Origin of the sequence: Vibrio sp. 10N.286.49.E11 (assembly GCF_041469505.1) — a bacterium.
Taxonomy (GTDB): domain Bacteria; phylum Pseudomonadota; class Gammaproteobacteria; order Enterobacterales; family Vibrionaceae; genus Vibrio; species Vibrio crassostreae_C.
The window spans coordinates 1-23807 of the sequence record NZ_JBFRKQ010000103.1; the positions used below are offsets into that span (position 1 = coordinate 1).

Here is a 23807-nt window from a genome sequence, read left to right on the forward strand (position 1 = left end):
CATATCATTAACAACGCCAGGTAAAACTAAAAGCCAATCTTCGCACCACATGCGAAAAACGTTCGATTCGATAAGTAAGGTTTACTGGAAAGAGAACATTGTTTTGTCGTGAGGTTACTTTGCCTGTAGTGAATAAGTCATGGCCAATTATATAAGACAATAGGGCGACAAGGATTCGGTCAACTCTGCATGGAGCTGTCGCTGTAAATGCTCCGTGAATGCATCGGGGTATCTAATCTCCTAATAAATTGTGCATGTGATCCTGAATAAATGGAAGCATACTTGATATTAATTTCGATGCGAGAATACTTTCAGATTTGATTCTAATTTGCGCATATTGGTAATTTTTCCCAAAAACTTTAACGCCTCCGAAAGGGATTTCGTTACCTTTTGATACAAGTTCATAGTCTGTACCCGCTTCGAACAGCGCATAGGCTTCTTGATCATGACAATTTAATACTAGATTTTTGATGCGAGTATTTTGGCACAATATATCTAACATAAACATAATACTAACCATTCTAGGGGTAGGCAAAGTACCGAACGTAGAGATTACATACAGATCTACAGGTTGTTCCATGCTTTTTTCTATATCTACAAAGGGGCAGGCTGATAGTTGGTTTGGATTAAGTGATGAAGCTTGCTGCTCGATCGGCACAAAACCGTAAAGTAAATGTCCTACTAACATACTTGAAGAGTCACTAAATGTATTCAAACCCATTTTACTTTGTTGTATATCCCCAGCGTCGACACATATACCCATATAGTTTTGGTGAAATCCAACCAACTGCTCACACAAACTATGTTGTTTAGCTAATGAGCCGTGATAGTAATGAGAAAACGTTTCAGGAGCTGTTGAGTATGGCTGAAGGATACGGTTGGTCATTTTCTCAAAATGACGTTTATTCTTTATTTTGCCTTCAACGTCTGGATCAATGAGTTTTAAGACGTCTTCATCCATCAATCTCGCTATGAGTAATTGCTTAGATAATTTGGGTGATGTTACTCCTCTCTCCCAGCGACTGAAGGTTGTGAGGTCAAGCTTAGAAAAATCCGCGTCAGAGCTACTAAGTAAGTCGACCATTTCCTGTTGTGTCAATTTTTTATCTGCTCTTACGTATTCTAAAAACTGGGAAAATGTGAGTCTCATTCTTTTGTCCTGTGATTATTTTTAATTCTAGTATTGTTTAGTTCATTTCATAGTTCAAGCGCTCTAGGGGAGTTGGATTAAATGATTGAGGCCTGTGTCAACTAGATAGGATAAAACAAACTCGCATGTGAGCGTTGAATCGAGTTGGCACTCTTGTATATATAAATTTGTTAATGCCCAATATTTTCCATCAGTGGTTCCGCATAATTCATTTCATCCGGTTAGCGAGGAACGTCAATAACGGGTTTAATCATTAATGAAATATATAAACTTAAAGGAAAGTAAAAATGTCAAATTTCAAAAAAAGCGCACTAGCATCAGTTCTTCTAATGGGTATGGCGGCAAACGCTAACGCAGCAGACTCTGCAAGTGCTACAGTTGTTTGGACTGGTCTAGTTCCAGGTTCTATTGCATCAGATTCGTTAATCATCACTGGTGAAGATTCTAGCACACTCGAACTAACAGGTGAGATTGTCGCAGAAGCTGATGGTACATTTCAGACATCAAATGTTGTTCTAGAAGCTCATAAAAATACGGCTACATCAGGAGCTGAACCTGTAATTGGTGCGCTAGCTTCAGCTAACTGGACAGTTCATAGTATGAACGCTACCTACGACAACGCAGTACAACCAGGTCAAATTCTTGAAGCCTACGTGGATGGTAGTAAAGTAGCGAAAGGAGACTCTGTCGATAATAAACAGTCTATCTCAGTTTCACTAAAGCAAACTGCTGAACTAGATTCAGCCAACGTTGCTGATACTACTGTACAAGCGTCGCTAACGGTTATGGCTGACGTTGTTTAATTTGTAGACAATTCCCGATTTTAAGGCTCGTAATAATTACGAGCTTTTGTTTTTTTAACGGTGGTCAATATGAAAATAGTCTTAATACTATTGGCTTTCATAAGTATGAATGCCGATGCCGCTTTTAAAGTGCTTAACATTACCACGAGGCTAGACGTAGGCAATCTATATACAAACTCAATTACTTCTGTTGAATTTATTCCTGCAGTTTTGGAGTTAGCATCAAACCAAGATAAAACAAAATTTGATGACGTTAATACCACATTAAGAATTGAAACAGATATTCCATTTGAATCTTCGGATATTCCTTATGTTTCAACGTTGACGAAAAATACGTCAACTTGTACTGACTACTCTGGAGTGAGCAATGTTCAGGATGATTTCGTTCAATTAACGATTGATGGACAAAGCATATCGGAGGGAGAATCCGTCTCTTTTTTAAATTTCAATTTAAATGATGGCGATAATAAGTACAGTGAGCATGACATTGTATTAAATTTTAAGTCATTTAAAGATATCACCACAACAGGCCAACCGGAGAGATGTAATGGTGAGATAGAGTTCAATATTGAGGTAGATGTATAATGTTCAGGTTCAAACTCACAACAATGGCAATTTTAATGCTAATGCCTTTGTATTCTTATTCAAGTTATAGCCAAAATATTCCAGAAGGTTTTGAAGAACTGTTTGAATTGAAAGAATCAATGGTTCGTATGCGTAACTTAGATGGTTCCCTTACTTCACCGATCCCATTTTTAACGTCGTTTAACACGTTAAAATTAGACTCGAATAATAAAAAAGCGATCGCAGAGGTATCTGACTATTTAAATGATAATGCAGTGTCGGCTGAGTACCAGCAGAAAATCATAGAACAATTAATGGTTGGCATACAAGATCAGTCTGAGTGTTTAGGTAAGCTCGATAAATGTAAGTTGTACCCAGAAACATTTGAAATTGTTCATAACTATAACGATCAAGAAGTCTATGTTTTTGTATCTCCACAGATACTGTCATACTCTAATCTCGACGAAGAACAGGCATACCACTCGTCTCTGAGCCAGCACAATGGGTTAATTAATTCATTTGATCTGTACGTGAGTGAATATCAAGATCAAGACTCGATCGTTTCTTTAAATAATAAAACGACACTGGGGCTGCCTTACGGGTACCTCAAAACTGATTTCAATGCCAACAACAGTGATAACGGTTCTGAATTGTATGAAGCGGCGTATCATTTAGATATCGATTCTTATTCAATAAAAGCCGGCCATTTTGAATTTGAGCCAGAGGTTAACTCTACCGACTTCTTGAATGACACTGCTCGTGTTGCTCAAAACTCGATTACGGTAGGTACCTCTAAAAAGTTACTCGTAGGTGGGCATAATAACGATAAAGTTTTAAGCTTTTATGCACCAACAAGTGGTGGAGTACAAGTATCCCGCGATGGTCGATTAATTTTTCAAGATAACGTACCAGAAGGGCAAAACTCAATTCCTTACAGCAAGTTACCATCAGGTCGCTACGAAGTCGTACTGGAAGTGACAAGTGGTGGACAAGTTATCAATACCCAGACTTATCAAGTATATAACACCAAAAGTGACTCTCTGACTCAAGGGGAAGTGGATTTCGTTGCTAGTGCCGGTATGTTTTCAGGAAGCCATTACGACTACATGGAACATGGCATTCAAAACATTGAAGATGATGCTTTTGGCAAGGTATTAGCTAACTACCAACTCTCCCGTTCGCTACAAATAGGCTTGGGCGGATTGGTAACGGATAGTGGCACCATGTACACCGTTGGTGGTGCATATAATCTGATTGATTGGGATTTGAGTACCGAAGCCGTTTACAGCCAATTCGAAGATGCATCTCACTTGAACGCTAATATTGGTATCCCTTATTTAAGTCTCTCTTACGAATCTTTAGATAATGAGCTTGGAGATCCAGTTGCTTCTTATATGTACGGATATGCTGATTATTCACGTCTATCGTTGAATTCTTCGTACAGCTTCCGTGATGGACAATCTGTGTATGCGGTTTACTCGCTTAATAACGACAAGCAGCTAGACAATTTAGGTAACTCGGATGAACAGGAACAACAGTTTATTTCCGTTGGTTACAGCACGCCCACAGTTTTAGATTCTCGAGTTAATATTAACGTCGATTACTCTGAGGCAACGGACGACACATCAATTAATTTGTTATGGAGTGTTCCGTTGTCAGACACCGTAGAAACCATCGTGGGACTGACGAGTGATAGTGATGACATTAATCAATTTAAAACAACCGTAAGACGAAATCAGTTAATTGACTCAGACTCATTTAATACGTCGCTTGAGGTGAGCAACACCTACAATCGACAACAAGATGATATGTATCAAGATGTACTGTTGGCGACAAGCGGCACGACTAAATACGCTCGAATGAACGCCTCCGCCCATACGTCAACTAATGGCATGAATGGTATCAATGCAGGTTTGTCTAGTACACAAATAGTGACAACTGACGGTGTTTATATTACCGATAAAGCAGCAACATCTTATACGCTTGTCGATATTCATCAGTCGCAGAACACAGAGCAGGCGCTTGATGAGAAGGGTTACTTCTCTCTTAAAAAAGAAGGGAAAAACAACAGTAAGTTCATCGTATATAGCGATGAAACCATTGTGCCTTTGGAATCTTATAGTCAATATCGCGCGAATTTTGATTCAGAGAGCGTTGACCTTTATAACTCTGGTGATAGCAACGTAACCGTGTTTACACACCCAGGAACGGTTGCTTCTATAGAGCCAAGAGTCAGTCGAATAGTTTCGTTCGTCAGTGCTTTTAATGACATCTCAGAACAACCGATTACAGAAGTAGAGTGTCATGGAGAAGGTTGTATCGAAGTTAATGAAATGGCCGATGGTGTTTATCGAGTAACTGTATTGGAAAGCATGAACTTTGAATTGTCAGCGAAAGAAAGCCAGTGCTTATTGCCTTATGAGTTTACTTCAACAAATCAGATGAACTTTGGTCAAAACTATTGTTTGCCAATAGCTCAAGACAAACAGATAGACTTGATTGATGCAGATGAACGGCTACAAGCGATGTATTTAGGTGCATACGAAAGCTCGACTCAACTGAATAAAGCGCTTAAAAAGCTCGAGTCACACGGTTATCGAGTTATTCAGAAAGAAGTCGGTTCGTTTAAGGCAATCTATATAGCTCATGAATCTATAAACATGGCGGAAACAATAGCGCTTCATAAAAGAGATATCGATCAGTTAAAACTGCTGGCAAAGCGACTTTATCGCACCAACGCCATTACATACCCTGTCGCACAAGCTAATTAAGGAGAGCGAAATGAAATCAAATAAAGTATTATTAAATTTAGTATCACTCACCGCCATATTGTTATCTATAAGTGTACAAGCTTTTACGGTAGATAAAATGGTTATTGTCTCTGATGATAAAGGGAACGGTATCGTTACGTTAACCAACGACGAGTCTCAACCAATATTTGTCCAAGCGAAGGTTGATGAGATAAATATTGTTGACGGAGAGCAGGTAGAAAAAAAACAGTACACAAGAGACAACTTAAACGATTGGAAGGTGTCATTAACGCACCAGAAGTTGGTTTTGAAACCCGGAGAAGAGAAAGACGTTGGCATACGTAGTTTATGCCACAACGCTGCATGCGATAATTCGCAAGATTTGATGTTTATGTTGTCTTTTTCTCCAAGTCAATACAGGCCTGATGAAGTAGTGAGTGGTGTGGAAATTAATTACGGATTCGCACCCGTTTATATTATTCCCACAACACAGCCGAATTATGCTTACGAATTGACCAATAACGGTGACAGCCTGAGAGTCGAAAATAAAAGTAATACTATGCTCAACTTTTTTGTTGATGCATGTAGCGCTGTAAATACAGCCCAATGCAAACAAAAGTTTACTGTTGTATCGGGAAGAAACAAGACGTTCCCTCTAATTGAAAGTATGCAAAATAACGAGTTGACCATCACCGTGACATCTCACGACAAAAGCTATTCAAAGAAAGAAACGGTGACGAGAGGAAAAATCTAATGCCTGGACGTATCCTATATATTGCAGCGCTTATTGCATTAATGACGACAAATATGGCTCAAGCTGCGTTTGAAATTCGCGCGGAAGTTAAGGCTGGTGGTGTTCGTTGGGACAATGTGACACGTTACAACGGTAAAATGCTGCCAAGTACGTGGGAAACTCCTCCTATGCTGCAGGCTTCAGAGGCTTGGGCCGCCGCGACGTTTTCGGGTACCCCCCCAACTTCGATGACTTTAATCGGGGGAAGTGGGAATACCTCACCATCAATATCGATCGATATATCGGGCGTTCAATACAATACCACTGGAATTGAATTTGCTCAGTCAGCGAATACGGTGGGTGGTGGTTGCTCATTTGATGAAGTGTCATTACCAATTGTTACTGTTGAAGGTGCGAACTGTGTTTCTTCTGTTCGATTGATTAATAAACAAAAATCGAGCCCATTTATTTTCCTGAGACCTATTTTCGATATTAACGAAAGTGAAATAGTATCTGCATTCAGTGGGCTACCAGAGGGGCTATATTCCGCCTCAGTTCCGGTAAATATTCGTTACTACTACGAAAATGACGGCATAATGACTTATCGCAACATCAATGAAGTGATGTTGTTTTCATTTGATTATCAGCCTGTGCAACTCGATAGCGTGCTTGTAACTGGAGATGGTGTCATGACGCCAGTCTACGACACAATTGGGAAAAGAATAACATCGACAACATCATTCGATATTACAGCGAACGGTTATTTTAATGACGGAATTGTTTTAACCATGCCCCAACAGTCATACAAACTGGTTAATTCAAATAGCCATGGTGTGGTTATTCCTTATAGCATAAATTGCGTTCAGTGTGACCCTAGTAACTTAGTCAATGAAGGGGAATTAAGGAATCAAACCACGGCTATTTCAGAAGGTGCTGGAGTGCAAACAAGTATCAGCTTCACGTTGGACTTTGATTACGATATCGAGGGCAGCTCAGCTGTTTCCGGTGATTATTTTGATGAAGTTACGATCATGTTGGAGCCTGGTATTTAATATGAAAAAAATAAACCTAATGACATCGATTATCGCTGTGTTCTTATCCATTAGTACGTCAGCGAAAGAATTACCTATCCAGATGAGTGGTGGTATGACGTTTTCTGCATTTGATGACAACATGGGTCAGACTGAAGCTCTTGGTTATAAGGCCTCGGTCGGATATAACATTAATGAAAACGTACTATTTGAGCTAGGCTATGCTGATTTTTCTGCCTTTTCTGACCCTGAAATAGATAGCCTCCGAGCGGTGATGATTGAGACAGATTTACTGTTACCTGTCAGTGATTTTGCTTCATTATATGCAGGAGTCGGAGGGGCGCTTTCTAGTGATGATACCAATTTAACGGCATCACTTGGTCTTAAATATCAACTGAGTCAAAATTGGTATGCCGACCTTGGTTATCAAGGCATCTTTGATTTAGTTCGACAACAAGACGATCTATACGCATTTAATGCACTATTGGTTTATCGTTTTTCAAGCAATGAAGCGGAAGAGGGCCTTTCAGATATTAATCCAAGGCCCAATGTCGAACAGCCTATTGAAGATCCGACCCAAGTAACAACGGCGGAAACCCAATTGGCGGCTATTGTCCCAATTAAGAAAGCCCCATCGTGTCAGCAGCGTTTAATTGAATACCGAGTAGCTTCTGGCGACCATTTACTAAAAATAGCAAATACATTTGATATTTCATTGGATGAATTGGTTGAAAAAAATATAAATTTTAATAATCGTAATTTGAATCTTATTTACCCTGGTGAGAAAATAGTTTATCCCAAAATTGTCTGTTTAGAGTAAATTGGCTGTTTATATTAAATTTCCTTCCTTGAAACAGAAACACTGCCATTTTGGGCAGTGTTTTTTTTCGTAGCTATAAAACTTTGACTATCTCTAAATATCACCTGTTAAAAATCGATTTTAGGAATGCTATTTAGTTTACTTTAAGGTTGTCTAGAATTTACCTTTCAATTAATTAACTTAGAAAATGGAATAATGAAATTAAACTATTTACTTGTTTGTACAGCATTAATATCATCAGCAACCGCATACGCTCAGTCAAACCAAAGCGATGTATTTGTCGGGCTACAATCCGGCTATAACTTTGCAGATGAAGTTAAAGATGTTGATGAGATGAAAGACAGTTGGCTTCTCGGTATCTATGGTGGCTATCAATGGAACAAGAACTGGAGCGTTGACCTCGGTTACCAACATTGGGACACCTTTGATGCTAACAACAATGCCTCAGACATTGAGACAAGTATCATCCAGTCTGGTGTTCGTTATGATTGGGTGTTTTTAGAACAATGGTCTGCGTTTGGTAAAATCGGTGCTGCATATTGGAATTTAGACAATAAAAGCAATCAGTCGGGCAGAAAGCAGAGTGACTCAGGCGTTTCGCCAATGGGTGAATTAGGTTTAGCATACAATATTTCAAGACATTGGCAGGTGAATACTAGCTACCAATACGTTCATGAGGTAGGTGATAACTCACCTTCGATTGGGTTGTTTAATAACCACAGCGCATTGTTAGGGTTAAAATATCGATTTGGATTAGGTAAGGAAACATCGAATGAAGTTATTGAGAGTCAGCGACCTAGTCAACTAATCGAACCTAACGTTGTTGAAAGCAAACTAAAAGAAGAGGTCGAAAATACAAATAAAGTACCTTTAGTGCTACCTACTAGCGTTGACATCGATTCGTTTGCCGTGTCGAGTTCTGACTTATCAAAAGTACAGGCCTTTAAGGTAGATAAAATCATTCAATTGATGAAACAGAGGCAAGAGTTGCAAGTGATTATCGTTGGCCATTCTGACAATGAAGGTTCGGAAACTTTGAATAAGCAGCTAGCAGGAAAGCGTGCAAGTAGTGTTGCTCAATATCTTGAAAACGCACAGATTAGCCGTGATCGAATGAATGTTTTTTCTGATGGCGAGACCAACCCAATAGCAGATAACAATACTAATGCTGGACGTGCCAAAAACCGTCGCGTAAATATTGGGTTTGCTTATAACTAGATGATTATGGTGACACAAGTACAAAGGGCACAATCGTGCCCTTTGTACTGTTTTCTTTGTCTTACATTTTATCAACCACATCAATCCCGCATCCCGCATCTTAGAAATTCAGAAATGCCCAATACCTTCAAACCTGAACGCGCGATACTCCTCATCAATCGAGCTACTCACCTTTTATCGGTTGGGCTCGTAAATATGCCAATTAATACCTCAGTTATATACATGAAGGTCAAATATAAGAGAGCGGAGTAATGATCGGATCAAATATTTTAAACATGTATGTACTCATTCTTTTCGCGCTTGGTGCTATATACGCACTCAGTAAAATAGACGAGTAACATCAATAAATATATCATTTTTAGTAGAGAGAAACATGATAATTAAATCTAATCTATTCACAGTATTCGTAATTAGTGCGGCAATGACTTCTACCGCAGCCAATGCTTTTAATGTCGATAAAATGATAGTCGTCGCGGATCAAAAGGGCAATGGTGTCGTGACACTTATTAATGACGAGCCTCGCTCGATTTTTGTTGATGGAAAAGTAGAAGAAATTCAAGTGGTTGATGGTGACAAGATCGTTCGCCATCGTTATACAAGAAATAACCTGAATGATTGGAAAATATCTCTTACGCATCCAAGGTTAGTTTTAAAACCTGGTGAAGAGAAAGACGTGGGTATTCGTAGTTTATGTCACAACATGTCTTGCGATAACAGCAAAGATTTGATGTTTATGCTGCCATTTACTCCTAGTCGTTATAAAGAAGAGGGAGAGAACATTCACGGTGTCGAGATAAACTATGGTTTTTCACCAGTTTATATTATCCCAACGACAATGCCAAGTTTTGATTATAATATTTACAATCAAGGTGACAATTTGCGCATCGATAATAAGAGTAATACGTTAATTTATGTCGATGTTAATTCATGTAATATCGATAATAAAGTGCAATGTAAGCAAAAATTCACTGTTATGTCAGGCAGAGATAAAACGTTTCCTCTATTGAGTGGTGTTCAAAGAGAGCAGCTTAATGTGACTGTCACGTCTTATGATAAGAGTTACTCTAATGGAATGAAGTTAATTAACTAAGAGTGGGTGATTGTATTGTAAATTATTAGTGTCTATTTAACTGATTAATTTTAATTTAGGATGGTTGGTCTTTGATAAATTTAAAAATAACAGACATGGCACTTTGATTTATAAAAAAATCACATATGCCCAATGTATTTTTGTTGGCAAAGGGTAATATGAAATTTAAAAATGTATGAAGAAATTAGTGAGAAAAACTATGAACGACTTAAATAAAAACTTGAGGTGCGGTATAGGTCCGAGCTTAGCTTTTGCAGTAACACTTGGTCTTGTTGGGTGTGGCGGTGGCGGCGATGGCGGCGAAAGTAGTACCGGGCAGTCTTCTGAAACTCAATTAGCAACAGTTTCAGCTCAAAATGCCACTTACTCAACTGGTTATTCAGAATTATTTGAAGTTGACCTATCATCAAAGGTCTTTTCATCTACTGGCGGCGGTTTTGCGCTGAGTGAAGTCGAGGTCTTGTCTAACGATAATAGCTGCCAAGTAGAAAGTATCACAGAAACTGGGTTTGTAATTCAGGCCTCTGATACCAAGGTGTGTGATTATCGGTATCATGTGACCCCTAGAACATTGTCGCCAATGGGACGTGTAGCTGAAGCGCCAATGGCAATGAGCAATAATAGTAGTGGAGAAGATTCGAACTCTGCGATCGCACGCATTGCGGTAAGTAGCGATCCTAGCTCAACCGAATTGGTTCCAGTGAGCGCAACAACACTGATTAACGAAGATGTGAGCGTTTCACTGAAAAGCGAACTGGATAAAGTTGGCTTTACGTTAGGTGACGAGTTTGTATTAACGGAGCTTACACTGCCGTACGCTCGTTCTAGTTCAGTTAAAATAAATGATACAGATGATCAGGTCTTGGAATATACACCGCCGCAAGGTTTTACCGGCATTGACCGTGTGCTCTATACCTTCGAAGATTCAGGGAACGGCTTAGTATTAATGGGTGTTTTGGATATCGCAGTAGGCTATGAGGCGAACCAAGGCTTTACGATTAATGATCCTATTGAATATCCCGATGCTGTTAACGTCTCTACGGAAATAGAAATCGACATCAGTGAATTTGTAACATCTGATGATGGTGATGATTATCAATTAGTTTACGTTAATACATTCAACGCCGAAGCAGCCTCTAAAGATCCGCAGAACACCGGGAACAAAAAGATCGTCTTTCAAGCATCAAAGCCGGGCTATCACTACATAAGTTTTGCCGTCAGTGATCATAATGGCGTTTATGATATGGGTTTGATTCGTGTAGAGGTTGTAGACCCAAATCAGTCAGGTAAATGGGGAGACATTCCTTATTTAGCGGATGTGTTTACTGCGCCCCTTACTGCGGTTGACGCAGCAAATCAAGGCCTAGCTTACGATGCCAAACTCAGTGATACAGCGTACTCGCCGGCAATCGACATGGCAGGGGTGCGTTACCCAACAGCGGTAGAGTATTGTCAGCAAAGCGGTGCTTCGCTGCCAACGGTAGAGGAACTTTCGCAGATGGGAACAAACATCAATGTGCAAACTCTGCACAATTGGCCTGCGGACTACACGTACCTTGCTTATGACGATGTGGCTGAAGAGGCTAAGTGGGTAGACTTGTCTGACAGTGGCAGCGTTCAGACGGGAGCCCTTAGTCCGACAGGCTATTACTATGCGACATGTTTCAAGCAAGGCCTGATTCAGGTGCAACCTGACTCAAGTACAGAGGTGGTGGCGAATGGTACCGATGTTGGTACGGTATCTGTGGAGCTGAAACTGGGCGATGAAGTTAGGCCAGATACGCAAATCAGTGCATCGGTCTCTGGTGATTACGCAACACTTTATCCTGAGACGCAAACAACCGACAGCCAAGGTATCGCTGAGTTTACATTAAGCAGCACGAAAGCTGAGACGGTGACTGTAACTTTTGATGTCGGCGGTGTGACTCAAACTCATGAAGTAAAATTCATTGGCGATGAAAAGACCGCAGGTGTGACATCAGAAGCGACGATCAACAACGCTTCCTACACCTCAGTTGAAGGTAACCAGGTAACGGCAACCCTGAAAGATGCCTATGACAACCCGGTAGAAGGTTATTCGGTTACGTCAGAGGTAAGTAGCGGCGAGCACCCTGACACGTCCGAGATTGTCAAACCCCTTTTGGTAAAAGAGACGGAAAACACAGATTCGAAAGGTGAGCAAAAAGTCCGCGTAACATGGGATCCGCAGTATCAAACGCCGAACGTCAACATGACGTTTAGCGTGAACTCGTCTTACACCACCACAGATGGCATGACTTCTGATTCAACCAGTCAAGTGACCTTTAATGCCTACCTTTGTGGGGGGCAAGTCGGCGATGATGATAAAGCAAACGCCGCGGGTGACTGCATCAAAGTGGCGGAAAACGGCGGAAAGCTGTATACCGGAAACCCAAGTGTCAGCTTTTTACAGGCTATAGACTACGCTGAGTATAGTGGTACTTACAAGGAGTCTGGTGACCGCGGCCCTACTAACGGTGTGTTTGCTCGTTTCGATCCCTCTAAGGCCGTCCAACTTTGTACTCAATATAACAACATTAACCTCCTAGGTAAGAGTAATTGGCGTTTAGCAACGAAAGATGAGTTGGTGAGTCTTTATAGCACCCATTCAAATATGTTTACTGCGAAGGGTTGGGCGGCCAACCTCTACTACAGGTCGTCGACGCCTCTTGGTTCCACCCTCGACTACACCGTGTACCTCTACAATGGCAGCGTCAACAGCACCAGCGCAACCGCTCAGCTCTACGCCTCGTGCGTTTCAGGTTCTTAGGGTTTCACGTTCAATGTTTAGAGTTTGCGGCCCGCAGGGCCGTTTTTTCTTTTTAAAAAATTAAAGGTTTATTTTTAAACTCAGTAAGGATAGAGATGGATATTGAAACAAAACTCAAGCTGAGTCAGCAACAAGGTAAAATCATCGGTATTCATGAAGGCATATTTGTTCGCTTTTATGACCAAGCGCTCTACGCATGGCAGCAGTGGGTGGAAACTCGCCCCTCTTTGCCTGCTTTAAAAGTCTCGGCTAAAGTGGTGAAAAAAATCGGTTCACAATGTGTTCTATCGGGTGGGTTACCCGCAAGTAGCCTTGCGAAAATAGGCGTGTATCCTGACAAAAAAGGCGTCATCAATATTGATTTTTGTGCCGATATGTCTAATTGGTCATCCATATAACGAACGTTACCTTTTACTTTAACTCGTGCTCAATAAAGTGCTCTAGGTCATTGAGGTAATAATTACCCATTATTGGCTCGTGACGCTACCTATCGGCAGGCCTACCCTTAGGTAATGCGCTTATGTTTAGGGATCGCGTGCAAAAGAAACTGCTCCCCTGTTCGAGTAAGAGCTTCACGTGCGGTATCGTGAGTAATAATTTCCTTGGTTACTTCAATAAGGCAACGCTGTTTAAGTAGGGTAATGGTGGCATTGGCAACAAGCTACTCTATTTTATTGAGTAGAAGGGATTCATCTATCTGGTTAAAATAGCTGTATATGTCCAACGACATTGCCCATTGGAGCTTTGGTTGCCTCATTAATTTTTGGCTTTTTTCTATAGCCGCGTAGGTTCCTTTCCCTTTACGGTTTGCGTAAGTGTCGTCAATAAAACGCTTTTCCATTAGCGGGATTAAGTGACTACACACCCACATTTGAGCAATTCGGTCTTTGAATGAAGGGGCATAAACCTCTCTGAGTTTAGGTTCGGTAATGGCGAAGTGTTGGTGGGCTCAAGGCATACGAGCCGCTAAGTATGGCATGATAGAGCTCGTGGCAGTGTGTTGTAACTGCAATGTCTGTGTGGCCTTTTGTTGGCTACGACCTGCAAGTTGCGCACTACGGAGTAACTCAGAGACAAGTTTGTGACGAATTGACTAGGGATAATTATGGGGCAAACTCACGGGAAAACACGTATTTCGTCAATTTTTATGCAGACTGTAGCCAACCCTATAAATGGTATTAATTTCAATCCATCCACCTAACCTAAGAAGCTTCTTTCTCAAAGACATGATCACCATATTTAACGCATTATCACAAACGTACGAATTGGGCCAACCAGTTTGGAGCAGGTGATATTTTGTTAAATGTTCCCCTTCATGAGCGAGTAACTCTTCGAGAACTAAAAATTCACTGAGTGTGAGTCGAATGGGTTTAATTGTAGGGCAATCCTCAATAGAGAGCCTTAGCGACCCATGGTGCAAAGTAATTTTCATAAACAAACAACCAGTTTAATTATCATGCCCGTATTATTTCTCTTCTGTGCTTGAGGACAAGGTCGGGTTGCATATTAAATTGGTTGTTATGCCTACCTAATGGCTTTTCATTTTAACTTACAGATCAAATGAGACCATCTTGTTCTCTGTTTTGGTCGTCGTGGTTACTTCACTTTGTTTGAGCTCTAGCTTGCAGCGTTCACTGAGTGAGTCGAACGCGACTTGATTGCTAATAGGGTTTGAAGCGCAGTCAGAAGTCGGTACTTTCCCTGTCCAACGCACAGTGACATTTGCGGCCGCCGAGTGAAAAGAGATAAGTGTTGATAATACTGCTGTTGAAATAAAGAGTAATGAACGCATATTTAGGCACCTTTTGCCATTGCTGTATTCATGTGCCTAGTTTGGTAGCTATAGGGCAGGTTGTAAAATAAATAGTTATAAATTCAGTTGCATTGAAACTTGAAAAGTAATTTGTAGCAGAGGGAATAATAGGAAACCAAAATAAAGGCTGGCAGTGAAAATTAAAACGGAGTGGGCGATGAAAGGGGAGGTTAATCTAAGGACGTTAAACTTGAGGGAAATCATTTAAGGGCAACGGGTTAGCCTAATGAACCGTAGTTAGGAATAGCCACGGCATCAAATTAACCGCATTTGGAATTAACAAGAATCTAAGCTTCGTAGGCTAACAATAACTTTGAGCTTGGGTGCGCAATGCATTTTTTAGCTTCGTCGGCAGTTGTGAACGGTGTATACCCTGGATAGCACCCTCTAACGACCAAACCAATTCGATGGTTGGCTTATGGCGGGTATGCTGTTGGATAGCCTCTACAGCCCCAATCGTGCCCAGATTTTTGAGTTTCTCAATGGAGTTGATGCCCGCTTTCTCAAGAAGTTGCTCGGTTGAGAATCGCATGTTGGGTAAGTCTTTGAGCCTTTCTGGCTCAGAAAGATAACTACTACGTGATCTTTTTATTTGGTCTAGTGCGAATTCCGTTTCACATAGGGTTAAAGAATACTTGCTCCAAGGGCTTGCTGGTAACTTGTAATAATCCGAATTCTGACATATTCCTAGTGAGATTGCATTCACCTTGGGATAGTTTTTGTTAATAAACTAGCTTTCTTGTGCCGATGTACCTCTGAGATACAGCTCCCCACTTTTATGTAGCACGAGCAAGACGTTATCTACATAGAAGGCCGTTACGCCAAATATTTGTTTTATAGACACTCGACCTAATTGTTCCAAGTGTCTAAAAGTATGTCTGAAAAGATGAGCCATTATTTTTATTCGATAATTGTACATAGTCTCTTTTATTATCCAAATATAGCCGCGTAGTGAATATGGCATAAGTCAAATTAAAAAAACAGTAAATGCCATGGGCATGCCGGTTATTTAAATTCTCGATCTGCCATATCAGTTTTGTAACAGACGTTCAAAATTAAGGGTTTTCATGGAAGGCGGGAGAAATTGGTATGTATAGCATTGACACAAAAGTATTTTTTATGGCGACGGGTTGTAACTTTCAATCGGATATTGGCGTTCGTTTTCGTCAAATTGTTATTAGGAGTTTGCACAAGGTTAGTGACGATATTCTTAACGGGAGTGAGTCCAATCGAGCGCTTGCCCATAAAGTGAAAGGCATTGCGTTATCTTGCGGGGCTATAGAGATTGCAAGAGTTTGTCTCAAGTTGGAGCAATATGACGCGGTAATCAATGAAAGTGCCGGGAAAAAGATTTTGATAGATGTCTCTAACGCCATGATTCGCCTTTGTGACGCTTAAGTTGGAGGGTATGAACGTGTCATTCAAAAACAAAATCATTTTCACCAACGCAGCAATACTGGTTCTATTTGTGGTATTGCTTACGTACTCTGCTATCGAAATCGTCCAGGTTTCTTCACAAAACCAACTTGAAGAGATAAAGGAGAGCATTACTGGGAATAACAAAAAGCTTCTACTTACCTTTGTGAAAGCTCAAAGTGTAAGCCTTGATAAAGAGGTCGAGTTGGTCACTGAGGAAGTGGGTCATGTGGCGATTGATTTTGCTCGTGATTTTGTTAATGAATCGAAAAACGAGGCACTTCGTAATATACAGTTGGCTTATATCAATACTAAGCTTAAGCCCTTTATCAAAAAGGTCCGTTTTATTGACACTGAACGTAATCAAGAAGTCTCTATCACCGAAAATGGCATTGAAAGCCGCTATATTTCTGTCGATCTTAGTCGCATGATCCACTATAAGAATCTCTATATAGATAAAGAAGTTAAAGAAAAGCGCGTCGTTAGGTTTACCATTTATATTCGTCCAGAGCACTGGGATAACGCGTTACTCAAATTTGATGTCGATTTAGAAGATTTTTCTCGTTCACTGACTTTTGAAAATATGATCGATGAATTCCAATATCGTTATTTCTTAATAGACGACAACGGCAAGCTTATCGCGTCGAATCTACAACAGAATGTTGACCAATTGATGTCTGAAAGTGTTTTTGATGAACAAACTCAGAAGAGTGTTGAAAGCTATATCATGTCATATAACTTGGGTAGTTTTGTGGTAAGTGGCGAGAAGGGCGTGTTCAATGTCACTTTTGTTAAGAACCGTCTAACCGGCTGGAGGTTAATTTTGGTCACGCCAGAGCATGTGATTCGTTCTAGCTATGTGACCACCGAAGCGCTGGTTTTATCTGGTGATAACTCGTTGATCAAAAGCCTGTTCTTCGCCTATATCCTTTTGCTTGGTTTGTTTTTGGCTATTAACTCAATCGCGGTGAATAAGATGCTCGTGCCTATTACTAAATTGATTGCACAAGCTAAACATTTAAAGCAGCGTGATTTTAATAAAGCCATACATACGGTTCATAGTAATGGAGACGAAATTGAGCAGCTTTCTAAGGCTTATTCTGAGGCTGGGGTTCAGATTAAAAATTTAATTGAAGGGCTTGAATATGAAGTTGAAGAGCGTACGAAACAGTACGAGGTAGCAGCGCAAGAGGCGAGTGAGGCGAATAATCAGAAATCAGTGCTGCTTTCAAATGTGTCCCATGAGGTTCGCACGCCACTGAATGCGATTATTGGTTATACGCATATGCTAACTAACAGCAAATATTTTGATGACCATAGCCATCAGCTGAATGGCATTTCGAGTGCGAGCAATACTATTTTAGGTATTGTGAATGACCTATTGGATTTTGAAAGAGTAAAAGCAGCAAGCTATTCATTAAACCCTAAATGTCTGTCGGTGATGAGTTTAATACGCGAAATTGAAAATACGTTTTTGCCGCTTAGCGAGTCTAAACAATTGTCGCTTGATATTATCTGCAACGTCGATTCTTCGACAACATTGATGATTGATGAGCTTCGTATAAAACAAGCGATCAGTAATATAGTTTCGAACGCATTGAAGTTTACAAATAAGGGGGGAGTGACAATCGAAATTTCATCCGACGATAAAGTATTCAATATCTCAGTAAGCGATACTGGAGTCGGTATTCCCCAAGATAAATTGGATGCGGTGTTTAACGGCTTTGAACAGGTTAATCAAGAAGATCATCAGTTTGGTTTTGGTTTGGGCTTGGCAATAACTAAAACCATCGTAGAATTAATGAAGGGTTCGTTGCGTGTTGAGAGTGCGCTCGGCACCGGTAGTACTTTTGTTATCTCACTCCCTGCCCAAGAAATTATGGATGTTCTTGAGTGTTCAAACGGTGTTGCAGAGCTGACATATGATATTAGAGAGCGTTTAGACTACACAAGTAAAAAAGCCTTGATCGTTGATGATGTTGAGTTCAACCGAGAAATTCTAGAGTTCCACTTAAACGCGTTGGGTTGTGAATGCATGACCGCGAATGATGGTTTGGAGGCTTTGGCGCTCGCTTCTGAACATGAGTTTGATGTTGTACTTACGGATATTTCTATGCCGGTTATGGATGGTATTGAGCTCGCTTCTGAGTTAGAAAAGCGTAAGCCATCGTTGCCTATAATTGCCGTTACGGCACGGGCCACCATTCAAGAAGAGTCTCGAATGAACCAATACTTTTCGTGCTATTTAACCAAACCGCTTAACCCGAGCGATTTAAAGCTAAAGCTTCATTGCGCTTTATCAGGTGGTACTTGCTAACTTAGTTAAATACTCCTGCCAATAATCTGAGGGTAAGCAATCTTCTGATCTTCACGTGTTATTTTCATCTGTTTTTTTGACAGTTATGATGAGCATTGCCATCAAGGCAATGCTCAAACTGTTATGAAAATAACACTCATCCAATAAGTGTTGATTGTGACTGGTTAGGCATTTCTAAATTATTCAATCACAGTTTGCCCTTAGCTTTTGTTCGTATTTAATTAAAAATAAGCTAAACCACAATAAAAAATAAGAAAGTAAAGCTATGTTTGGAAATATTATACGTACGTTTCGTGTTAACAATGGTTTCTCTCAAACTAATTTTGTTGATGCGATTCAAAGAAGTAGCTCTAACTTTAATAACTTGGACGTTGTGACACTAAGCCGCTGGGAAAGGGGAGTAACAACTCCCCACTTAAAACGTCAAAACGAGTTACTGGATCTTATTGGAGTCAACATATTTGATGTTTGGGAATCAAACGACTCACAGTCAGTCCTCACAGGGTTAACGAATAAATTTAATAACAACGGTTATATTGACATGAACATGCACGTCCAAACAGAAGTAACGACGATAAACTCAAATAATTCCTTTCTTCTGGGAAAATTAACCAAATTAATTGATGTCATATTTGAATATGAAGATAACGTTATTCTAAGTAATTTAGAAGATTTAGGTCTGAGTAGAAAGGCAATTATTGAAAAAATAATAAATCAATATTCTGGGGAACTAACGCTTGTTACGGTTAATGGGCAATTAATTGGGCACTTATTAAGTGCCAACTATAAACTTGCAGTAGATTTTTTTGAGACAGTCTTAGTATCTAAAGAAGATAGAGCACATTTAGTGGTTACTTTTAACTGTACTCATTATTCGTCATTTACAGACACAATGGGCAGAGAGGCCTACAAGTATCTACAAAGCCTAAATCCAAACAAGGATCTTTATATACTGTTGAAAAATAGGAGGATTTTTGATCTGTTCTTTTCGTTGGGCTGTGAGTATCGAAGTGTAAGAAGTAACGATAGAACAATGAAGGTCATGAATTTGGATTCAAAGAAAATGAAATCACAACGCTCTTGGATGGATATTATTGCAAACTATAAAGGTGAAGAGAATGAATAACACAGTATTGATTGTTGACGATGTTGAGCTATCAAGAGAAGTCATTAAAAATGCGGTCTCTTCATCTAATAAAAAAACATCTGTACAGTTTGCAGAAAATGCGTTCGACGCAATGAGCAAAATGAAAAACACATCATTTGATTTGGTTATCATGGACATTATGATGCCCAATGGGGATGGATTTGAACTCTTGAGTATGATGTCGCAACAAAATATTGAGTCTAAAATAATCATTACTTCAGGTTTGGATAAATCCATTGTTAGCTCGGTGAGCATGCTTGGAAAGCTCTATGAGTTAAATGTTGTCGCTTCATTAGAAAAGCCTATTTGGTCTAACCAGATAAGCGAGTTGGTTGATAAAACACTTGAAGTTGAAACCATAACTAAAGGCGAGAATGGCTTTGGTCATCGTGCGACAATCATTGATGATGACTTTCCTATAAACCTGGTTTATCAGCCGCAAGTTGTTTCGGATATAAATGTGATTTCGGGGCTTGAAATGTTGTCACGATGGTCTGATGTAAACGGGACCTTACTTCCACCGAGCTATTTTTTGCCAGTAATTGAAGAGCTGGGAAAGCAAAAAGTTTTTACCAATATCGTGATAAATAAATTTATTCAGGATTATCACCTTTACTTCAGTGAATTGGACAAATCGTTGAGGTTCTCGATTAACATCGATCCTAATTTGCTGATTGACGAATCTGTTGTCGATAATCTACTTGATATTTATAAGCAGGGTATTGAGCATACTATCGTTGTAGAGCTGACGGAAAAGGGTCTTTCTGGTAATATTGAAAAAGAATTGTTGGCAAATGTTTTACGACTTAGGCTGAATGGTTTTGAGATCTCTATAGATGACTTTGGGATGGAAGCGTCGAATATTGAACGTATTGTCAAATTGCCTATTAGTGAGATAAAGATAGATAAAACCATTACATGGGGACTTTGCCATAACATCGATTACATGCAAAAAATCGATGAAGTTAAGAAGCTCGTTTCGGTTAAAAACGCGCGTATTATCTATGAGGGTGTTGAAAACAAAGACACCTGTGTGTTTCTGGAAGCTCTAGGCGGCTTTAACCAGCAAGGTTTTCTTCATGGGGTTCCATCACTACCAGAAATTGTGGTTGAGATTCTCGCAGAGCAAAAGGAGCTAGATTACGTCGCTTCTGAATATACTTCTAATCATTAACAACGTATTAGGGTAACGAGCCAAAGCCAACTCAATGGGCTTTGGCTCTTTTTATTACTTACCACACACCGAACAATTAGGCATCTTCATTAAATTCATTTCACGCCAGCTGTGAGACATGGCATCGAGAATCAAAAGTTTGCCTTGCTTTGGTTGTCCAAACTTGGCAATAACCTTGATAGCTTCCAAAGCCTGAGCCGCGCCTACCATGCCAACAACAGGTGCCATCACACCGGCTTCAACACAGCTTAGAGCAGCGTTGCCAAATAGAGCGCTTAAACACTGGTAACAGGGTGCGTCAGCATCTTGATAAGTGAAGACACTAATCTGACCTTCCATGCGAATCGCAGCGCCCGATACAAGTGGCGTTTTTGAGGCGTAACACAAACGGTTAAGTTGATTGCGCGTTTCAACGTTGTCGCTGGCATCAAGTACTAACGAATGCGCTTCAATGAGCTTTGCTAGTACCTCGTCATCAAGTCTGTGGTCGACCGTTTCAACTCTAAGGTGTGGGTTTAACACCTGTAATGATTCAGCGGCTGAAACGACTTTCTTCTTACCAATATCAGCATCGGTGTGAAGCACTTGTCGTTGCAAGTTTGAAAGTTCGACAACATCGTCGTCGATCAGCATTAGCTTACCAATACCCGCAGTCGCAAGGTATTGAGCAGAGGCACAGCCTAAACCACCCGCACCTAACACCAAAATCGAGCTCTGTTTCAGCGCTTCTTGACCCTCAAAATCAAACTGCTTGAGAATGATCTGGCGGTTATAGCGAAGCATCTCTGCGTCAGACAGTATTTCCATCAGCAAGCCTCGTTAGTAAAGCGTCGAGTTAAACAGTTGAATCTGAACCGTTTCACCGACTTCAACACGGCCACGTTCACGCTCTAGGACCACAAAACAGTTTGCTAAGCTCATTGAGCGGAAAGCGCCTGAACTTTGGTTACCTGTTGTTTCTACTACAAACTTACCGTTTTCAATCGAGTAAATACCACGTTGATAATCAGTACGGCCTGGGCCTTTTTTGAATGCAGATTTAGTGATCGCAGGAATCGATTCTGGTGCTGTCCACGCAGTGTGACCGGCAAGTTTAGCCAGCATAGGTTGAACTAACACGTACATGGTCATCATTGCAGACACTGGGTTACCCGGTAGGCCACAGAACCAAGCGTTGTCTAGCTCACCAAATGCGAATGGTTTACCTGGTTTGATTGCTAGTTTCCAAAAGCCGATTTCGCCAAGCTCTTCAAGAATGTCTTTGGTGTAATCAGCTTCGCCGACACTTACGCCACCAGAAGTGACAACTACGTTTGCCAGTTCTTGCGCTTTTACAAAGGTTTCTTTAAGCGTTGCAGGGCAATCAGGAATAATACCTAGGTCAATTGCTTCGCAACCAAACGCTTCAATCAGTGGTTTGATACCGTAGCGGTTGCTGTCGTAGATCTGACCATCTTCAAGAGGCTGACCTAATGGCTTGAGCTCATCGCCAGTAGAGAAGAAAGCGACTTTAGGTTTGTGTGCCACAGTTACATGACTCACACCGAGCGAAGCAATCATTGGAATGTCACGAGGTGTTAAACGTTCGCCACGGCTAAGAACGATATCGCCTTGCTTGATGTCGTCACCGGTAGGGCGAATGTTATTGTTCAGCTTGATGTCGTCTTGCTGAATCTCAATGCCAGCGTCAGTTTCAGCCGTGTTTTCTTGCATGATTACGGCGTCACAACCTTCCGGGATCTTTGCGCCAGTCATAATGCGAATACAGGTGTTTGCAGGCCATTCACCTTCAAATGGTTGACCTGCAAAGGACTTGCCCGCTAAAGGCAGCACTTTACCGTTCTCTAGGTCTGCTAAGCGCAGTGCATAGCCGTCCATTGCTGAGTTATCAAAAGGAGGTACGAAAATAGGGGATAGAATATCTTCAGCAAGTACGTAACCCAATGCTTCTGCCAATGGCAGTGATAAGGTCGTTCGAATAGGTTGAATTGGCGATAGCAGCTTATCTAGTGCTTCTTCAATTGGCATCAAGCCCGGAGCGTCGCAACAGCCCATAATTGAAATCCTTTGATCGTTATTGTTTTGATTTTGTGGTTGGCAATGGTGGTTAAATAATGATCAGAGCACCTGATTCGCCAACGAAATTCTAGCCACTCTAGCACAGTTTAAGCCCCGTAAATAATGACCTCCCTTAAAATATGGGTGTATTTATTCAAAATTCCGAGTATCCTTGTTTGCCATCCAGAAGGGGTAATAAAAGAGGAAGTTCAATGTCAGGTCTTAGCGAATCAGCGAAGTTGGTTAAAGATGCGCTAGCAAGCCGTGGTTTAGAGACACCAATGAGTCCAAACCAGGTTAGCCGAGAAGAGAAAAAGGAACGAATCGAACACCATATGCGTGAGATTCTCACTCTCCTTGAACTTGATCTTACGGACGATAGTCTGGAAGAAACACCGCAACGTATTGCTAAAATGTACGTGGATGAAATTTTCTCTGGTTTGGATTACGCCAATTTCCCTAAAATTACGGTAATCGAAAACAAGATGGGCGTTCGTGAGATGGTACGAGTAAAAGACATTACCGTGACCAGTACTTGTGAGCACCACTTAGTGACGATTGATGGTAAGACTGCGGTCGCTTATATCCCTCGTGGGAAAATCATCGGCCTTTCAAAGATTAACCGTATTGTTCGATTCTTTGCTCAGCGTCCACAAGTTCAAGAGCGTATGACTCAGCAGATCCTTGTTGCATTGCAAACGCTACTCGAAACCGATGACGTTGCTGTAACCATGGATGCGGTTCACTACTGCGTGAAATCTCGCGGTGTAATGGATGCAACCAGCGAAACGACAACAACAGCTCTAGGCGGTATCTTCAGATCAAACCCAGCAACGCGCCACGAGTTCTTACACGGCCTGCGTTGATTCACTGCATTATTAAATGAATTCAATTTAGCCTCTGTAAATTGATGTTCTGTCTCGTCCTAAAATACG

23 protein-coding genes are annotated in these 23807 nt (G+C 40.7%); 15 read left to right on the forward strand and 8 right to left on the reverse strand.

The window, feature by feature from the left end; translation table 11 throughout:
- Positions 1-232 precede the first annotated feature (232 nt).
- Entirely contained in the window at positions 233-1150 is a 918-nt protein-coding gene (locus AB4167_RS20765) for a helix-turn-helix transcriptional regulator (protein ID WP_136978104.1), read from the reverse strand.
- A 287-nt stretch (positions 1151-1437) separates the two neighbouring features.
- Here AB4167_RS20765 and AB4167_RS20770 point away from each other — a divergent pair, with 287 nt between their 5' ends.
- From AB4167_RS20770 to AB4167_RS20815, 10 genes are all read left to right on the forward strand, one after another.
- Positions 1438-1953 (forward strand): hypothetical protein, encoded by a 516-nt coding sequence (locus tag AB4167_RS20770; protein WP_136978103.1) that lies wholly within the window; start codon positions 1438-1440, stop codon positions 1951-1953.
- Between the two features lie 69 nt (positions 1954-2022).
- Positions 2023-2538 (forward strand): hypothetical protein, encoded by a 516-nt coding sequence (locus AB4167_RS20775; protein WP_136978102.1) that lies wholly within the window; start codon positions 2023-2025, stop codon positions 2536-2538.
- Positions 2538-5288, forward strand: coding sequence for a TcfC E-set like domain-containing protein (locus AB4167_RS20780; RefSeq protein ID WP_372136965.1), 2751 nt, complete (start codon positions 2538-2540; stop codon positions 5286-5288). Before AB4167_RS20775 ends, AB4167_RS20780 begins: the two co-directional genes overlap by 1 nt.
- 10 nt (positions 5289-5298) lie before the next feature.
- Positions 5299-6021, forward strand: coding sequence for a hypothetical protein (locus AB4167_RS20785; protein WP_136978100.1), 723 nt, complete (start codon positions 5299-5301; stop codon positions 6019-6021).
- On the forward strand, positions 6021-7052 hold the full coding sequence (locus tag AB4167_RS20790; protein WP_372136966.1) for a hypothetical protein: 1032 nt from the start codon (positions 6021-6023) through the stop codon (positions 7050-7052). Before AB4167_RS20785 ends, AB4167_RS20790 begins: the two co-directional genes overlap by 1 nt.
- Before the next feature lies 1 nt (position 7053).
- Complete coding sequence (locus AB4167_RS20795; RefSeq protein ID WP_372136967.1) at positions 7054-7851, forward strand: outer membrane beta-barrel protein; 798 nt, start codon at positions 7054-7056, stop codon at positions 7849-7851.
- Between the two features lie 195 nt (positions 7852-8046).
- Complete coding sequence (locus tag AB4167_RS20800; RefSeq protein WP_136978097.1) at positions 8047-9069, forward strand: OmpA family protein; 1023 nt, start codon at positions 8047-8049, stop codon at positions 9067-9069.
- Between the two features lie 421 nt (positions 9070-9490).
- Entirely contained in the window at positions 9491-10159 is a 669-nt protein-coding gene (locus AB4167_RS20805; RefSeq protein ID WP_136978096.1) for a hypothetical protein, read from the forward strand.
- A 199-nt stretch (positions 10160-10358) separates the two neighbouring features.
- Positions 10359-12947: an Ig-like domain-containing protein gene (locus tag AB4167_RS20810; protein WP_372136968.1), complete on the forward strand. Its 2589-nt coding sequence runs from the start codon at positions 10359-10361 to the stop codon at positions 12945-12947.
- Between the two features lie 95 nt (positions 12948-13042).
- Positions 13043-13345 (forward strand): hypothetical protein, encoded by a 303-nt coding sequence (locus AB4167_RS20815; protein ID WP_372136969.1) that lies wholly within the window; start codon positions 13043-13045, stop codon positions 13343-13345.
- 263 nt (positions 13346-13608) lie between these two features.
- On the opposite strand, the gene AB4167_RS20820 is transcribed toward AB4167_RS20815, so the two are convergent.
- From AB4167_RS20820 to AB4167_RS20840, 5 genes are all read right to left on the reverse strand, one after another.
- A complete protein-coding gene (locus AB4167_RS20820; protein ID WP_136978105.1) occupies positions 13609-13878 on the reverse strand; it encodes a reverse transcriptase domain-containing protein in 270 nt (89 codons plus the stop codon).
- Positions 13879-14085: 207 nt separating this feature from the next.
- Complete coding sequence (locus AB4167_RS20825; protein ID WP_136978094.1) at positions 14086-14379, reverse strand: helix-turn-helix domain-containing protein; 294 nt, start codon at positions 14377-14379, stop codon at positions 14086-14088.
- Between the two features lie 117 nt (positions 14380-14496).
- Complete coding sequence (locus tag AB4167_RS20830; RefSeq protein ID WP_136978093.1) at positions 14497-14739, reverse strand: hypothetical protein; 243 nt, start codon at positions 14737-14739, stop codon at positions 14497-14499.
- Positions 14740-15061: 322 nt separating this feature from the next.
- Entirely contained in the window at positions 15062-15466 is a 405-nt protein-coding gene (locus AB4167_RS20835; protein WP_372136970.1) for a TfoX/Sxy family protein, read from the reverse strand.
- Between the two features lie 24 nt (positions 15467-15490).
- Positions 15491-15724 (reverse strand): TfoX/Sxy family protein, encoded by a 234-nt coding sequence (locus tag AB4167_RS20840; RefSeq protein WP_136982828.1) that lies wholly within the window; start codon positions 15722-15724, stop codon positions 15491-15493.
- 125 nt (positions 15725-15849) lie between these two features.
- Between AB4167_RS20840 and AB4167_RS20845 the strand changes: the two genes are divergently transcribed.
- The 4 genes from AB4167_RS20845 (at position 15850) to AB4167_RS20860 (ending at position 20814) form a co-directional block, all read left to right on the forward strand.
- Positions 15850-16158, forward strand: coding sequence for an Hpt domain-containing protein (locus AB4167_RS20845; RefSeq protein ID WP_136978091.1), 309 nt, complete (start codon positions 15850-15852; stop codon positions 16156-16158).
- A 10-nt stretch (positions 16159-16168) separates the two neighbouring features.
- Positions 16169-18493, forward strand: coding sequence for an ATP-binding protein (locus tag AB4167_RS20850; RefSeq protein WP_136978090.1), 2325 nt, complete (start codon positions 16169-16171; stop codon positions 18491-18493).
- 265 nt (positions 18494-18758) lie between these two features.
- Positions 18759-19619 (forward strand): helix-turn-helix transcriptional regulator, encoded by an 861-nt coding sequence (locus AB4167_RS20855; protein WP_136978089.1) that lies wholly within the window; start codon positions 18759-18761, stop codon positions 19617-19619.
- Positions 19612-20814 (forward strand): EAL domain-containing protein, encoded by a 1203-nt coding sequence (locus AB4167_RS20860; RefSeq protein WP_372136971.1) that lies wholly within the window; start codon positions 19612-19614, stop codon positions 20812-20814. The genes AB4167_RS20855 and AB4167_RS20860 overlap by 8 nt, the downstream gene beginning before the upstream one ends.
- A gap of 54 nt (positions 20815-20868) precedes the next feature.
- Here AB4167_RS20860 and moeB read toward each other — a convergent pair whose 3' ends face one another.
- Positions 20869-21621, reverse strand: a complete 753-nt coding sequence (moeB, locus tag AB4167_RS20865) for a molybdopterin-synthase adenylyltransferase MoeB (protein ID WP_136982824.1) — start codon at positions 21619-21621, stop codon at positions 20869-20871.
- Between the two features lie 12 nt (positions 21622-21633).
- Positions 21634-22869 (reverse strand): molybdopterin molybdotransferase MoeA, encoded by a 1236-nt coding sequence (gene moeA / locus AB4167_RS20870; protein ID WP_136982823.1) that lies wholly within the window; start codon positions 22867-22869, stop codon positions 21634-21636.
- A gap of 215 nt (positions 22870-23084) precedes the next feature.
- On the opposite strand from moeA, the gene folE reads away from it, so the two are divergent.
- Positions 23085-23738, forward strand: a complete 654-nt coding sequence (folE, locus tag AB4167_RS20875; RefSeq protein WP_017061725.1) for a GTP cyclohydrolase I FolE — start codon at positions 23085-23087, stop codon at positions 23736-23738.
- Positions 23739-23807: the final 69 nt, after the last annotated feature.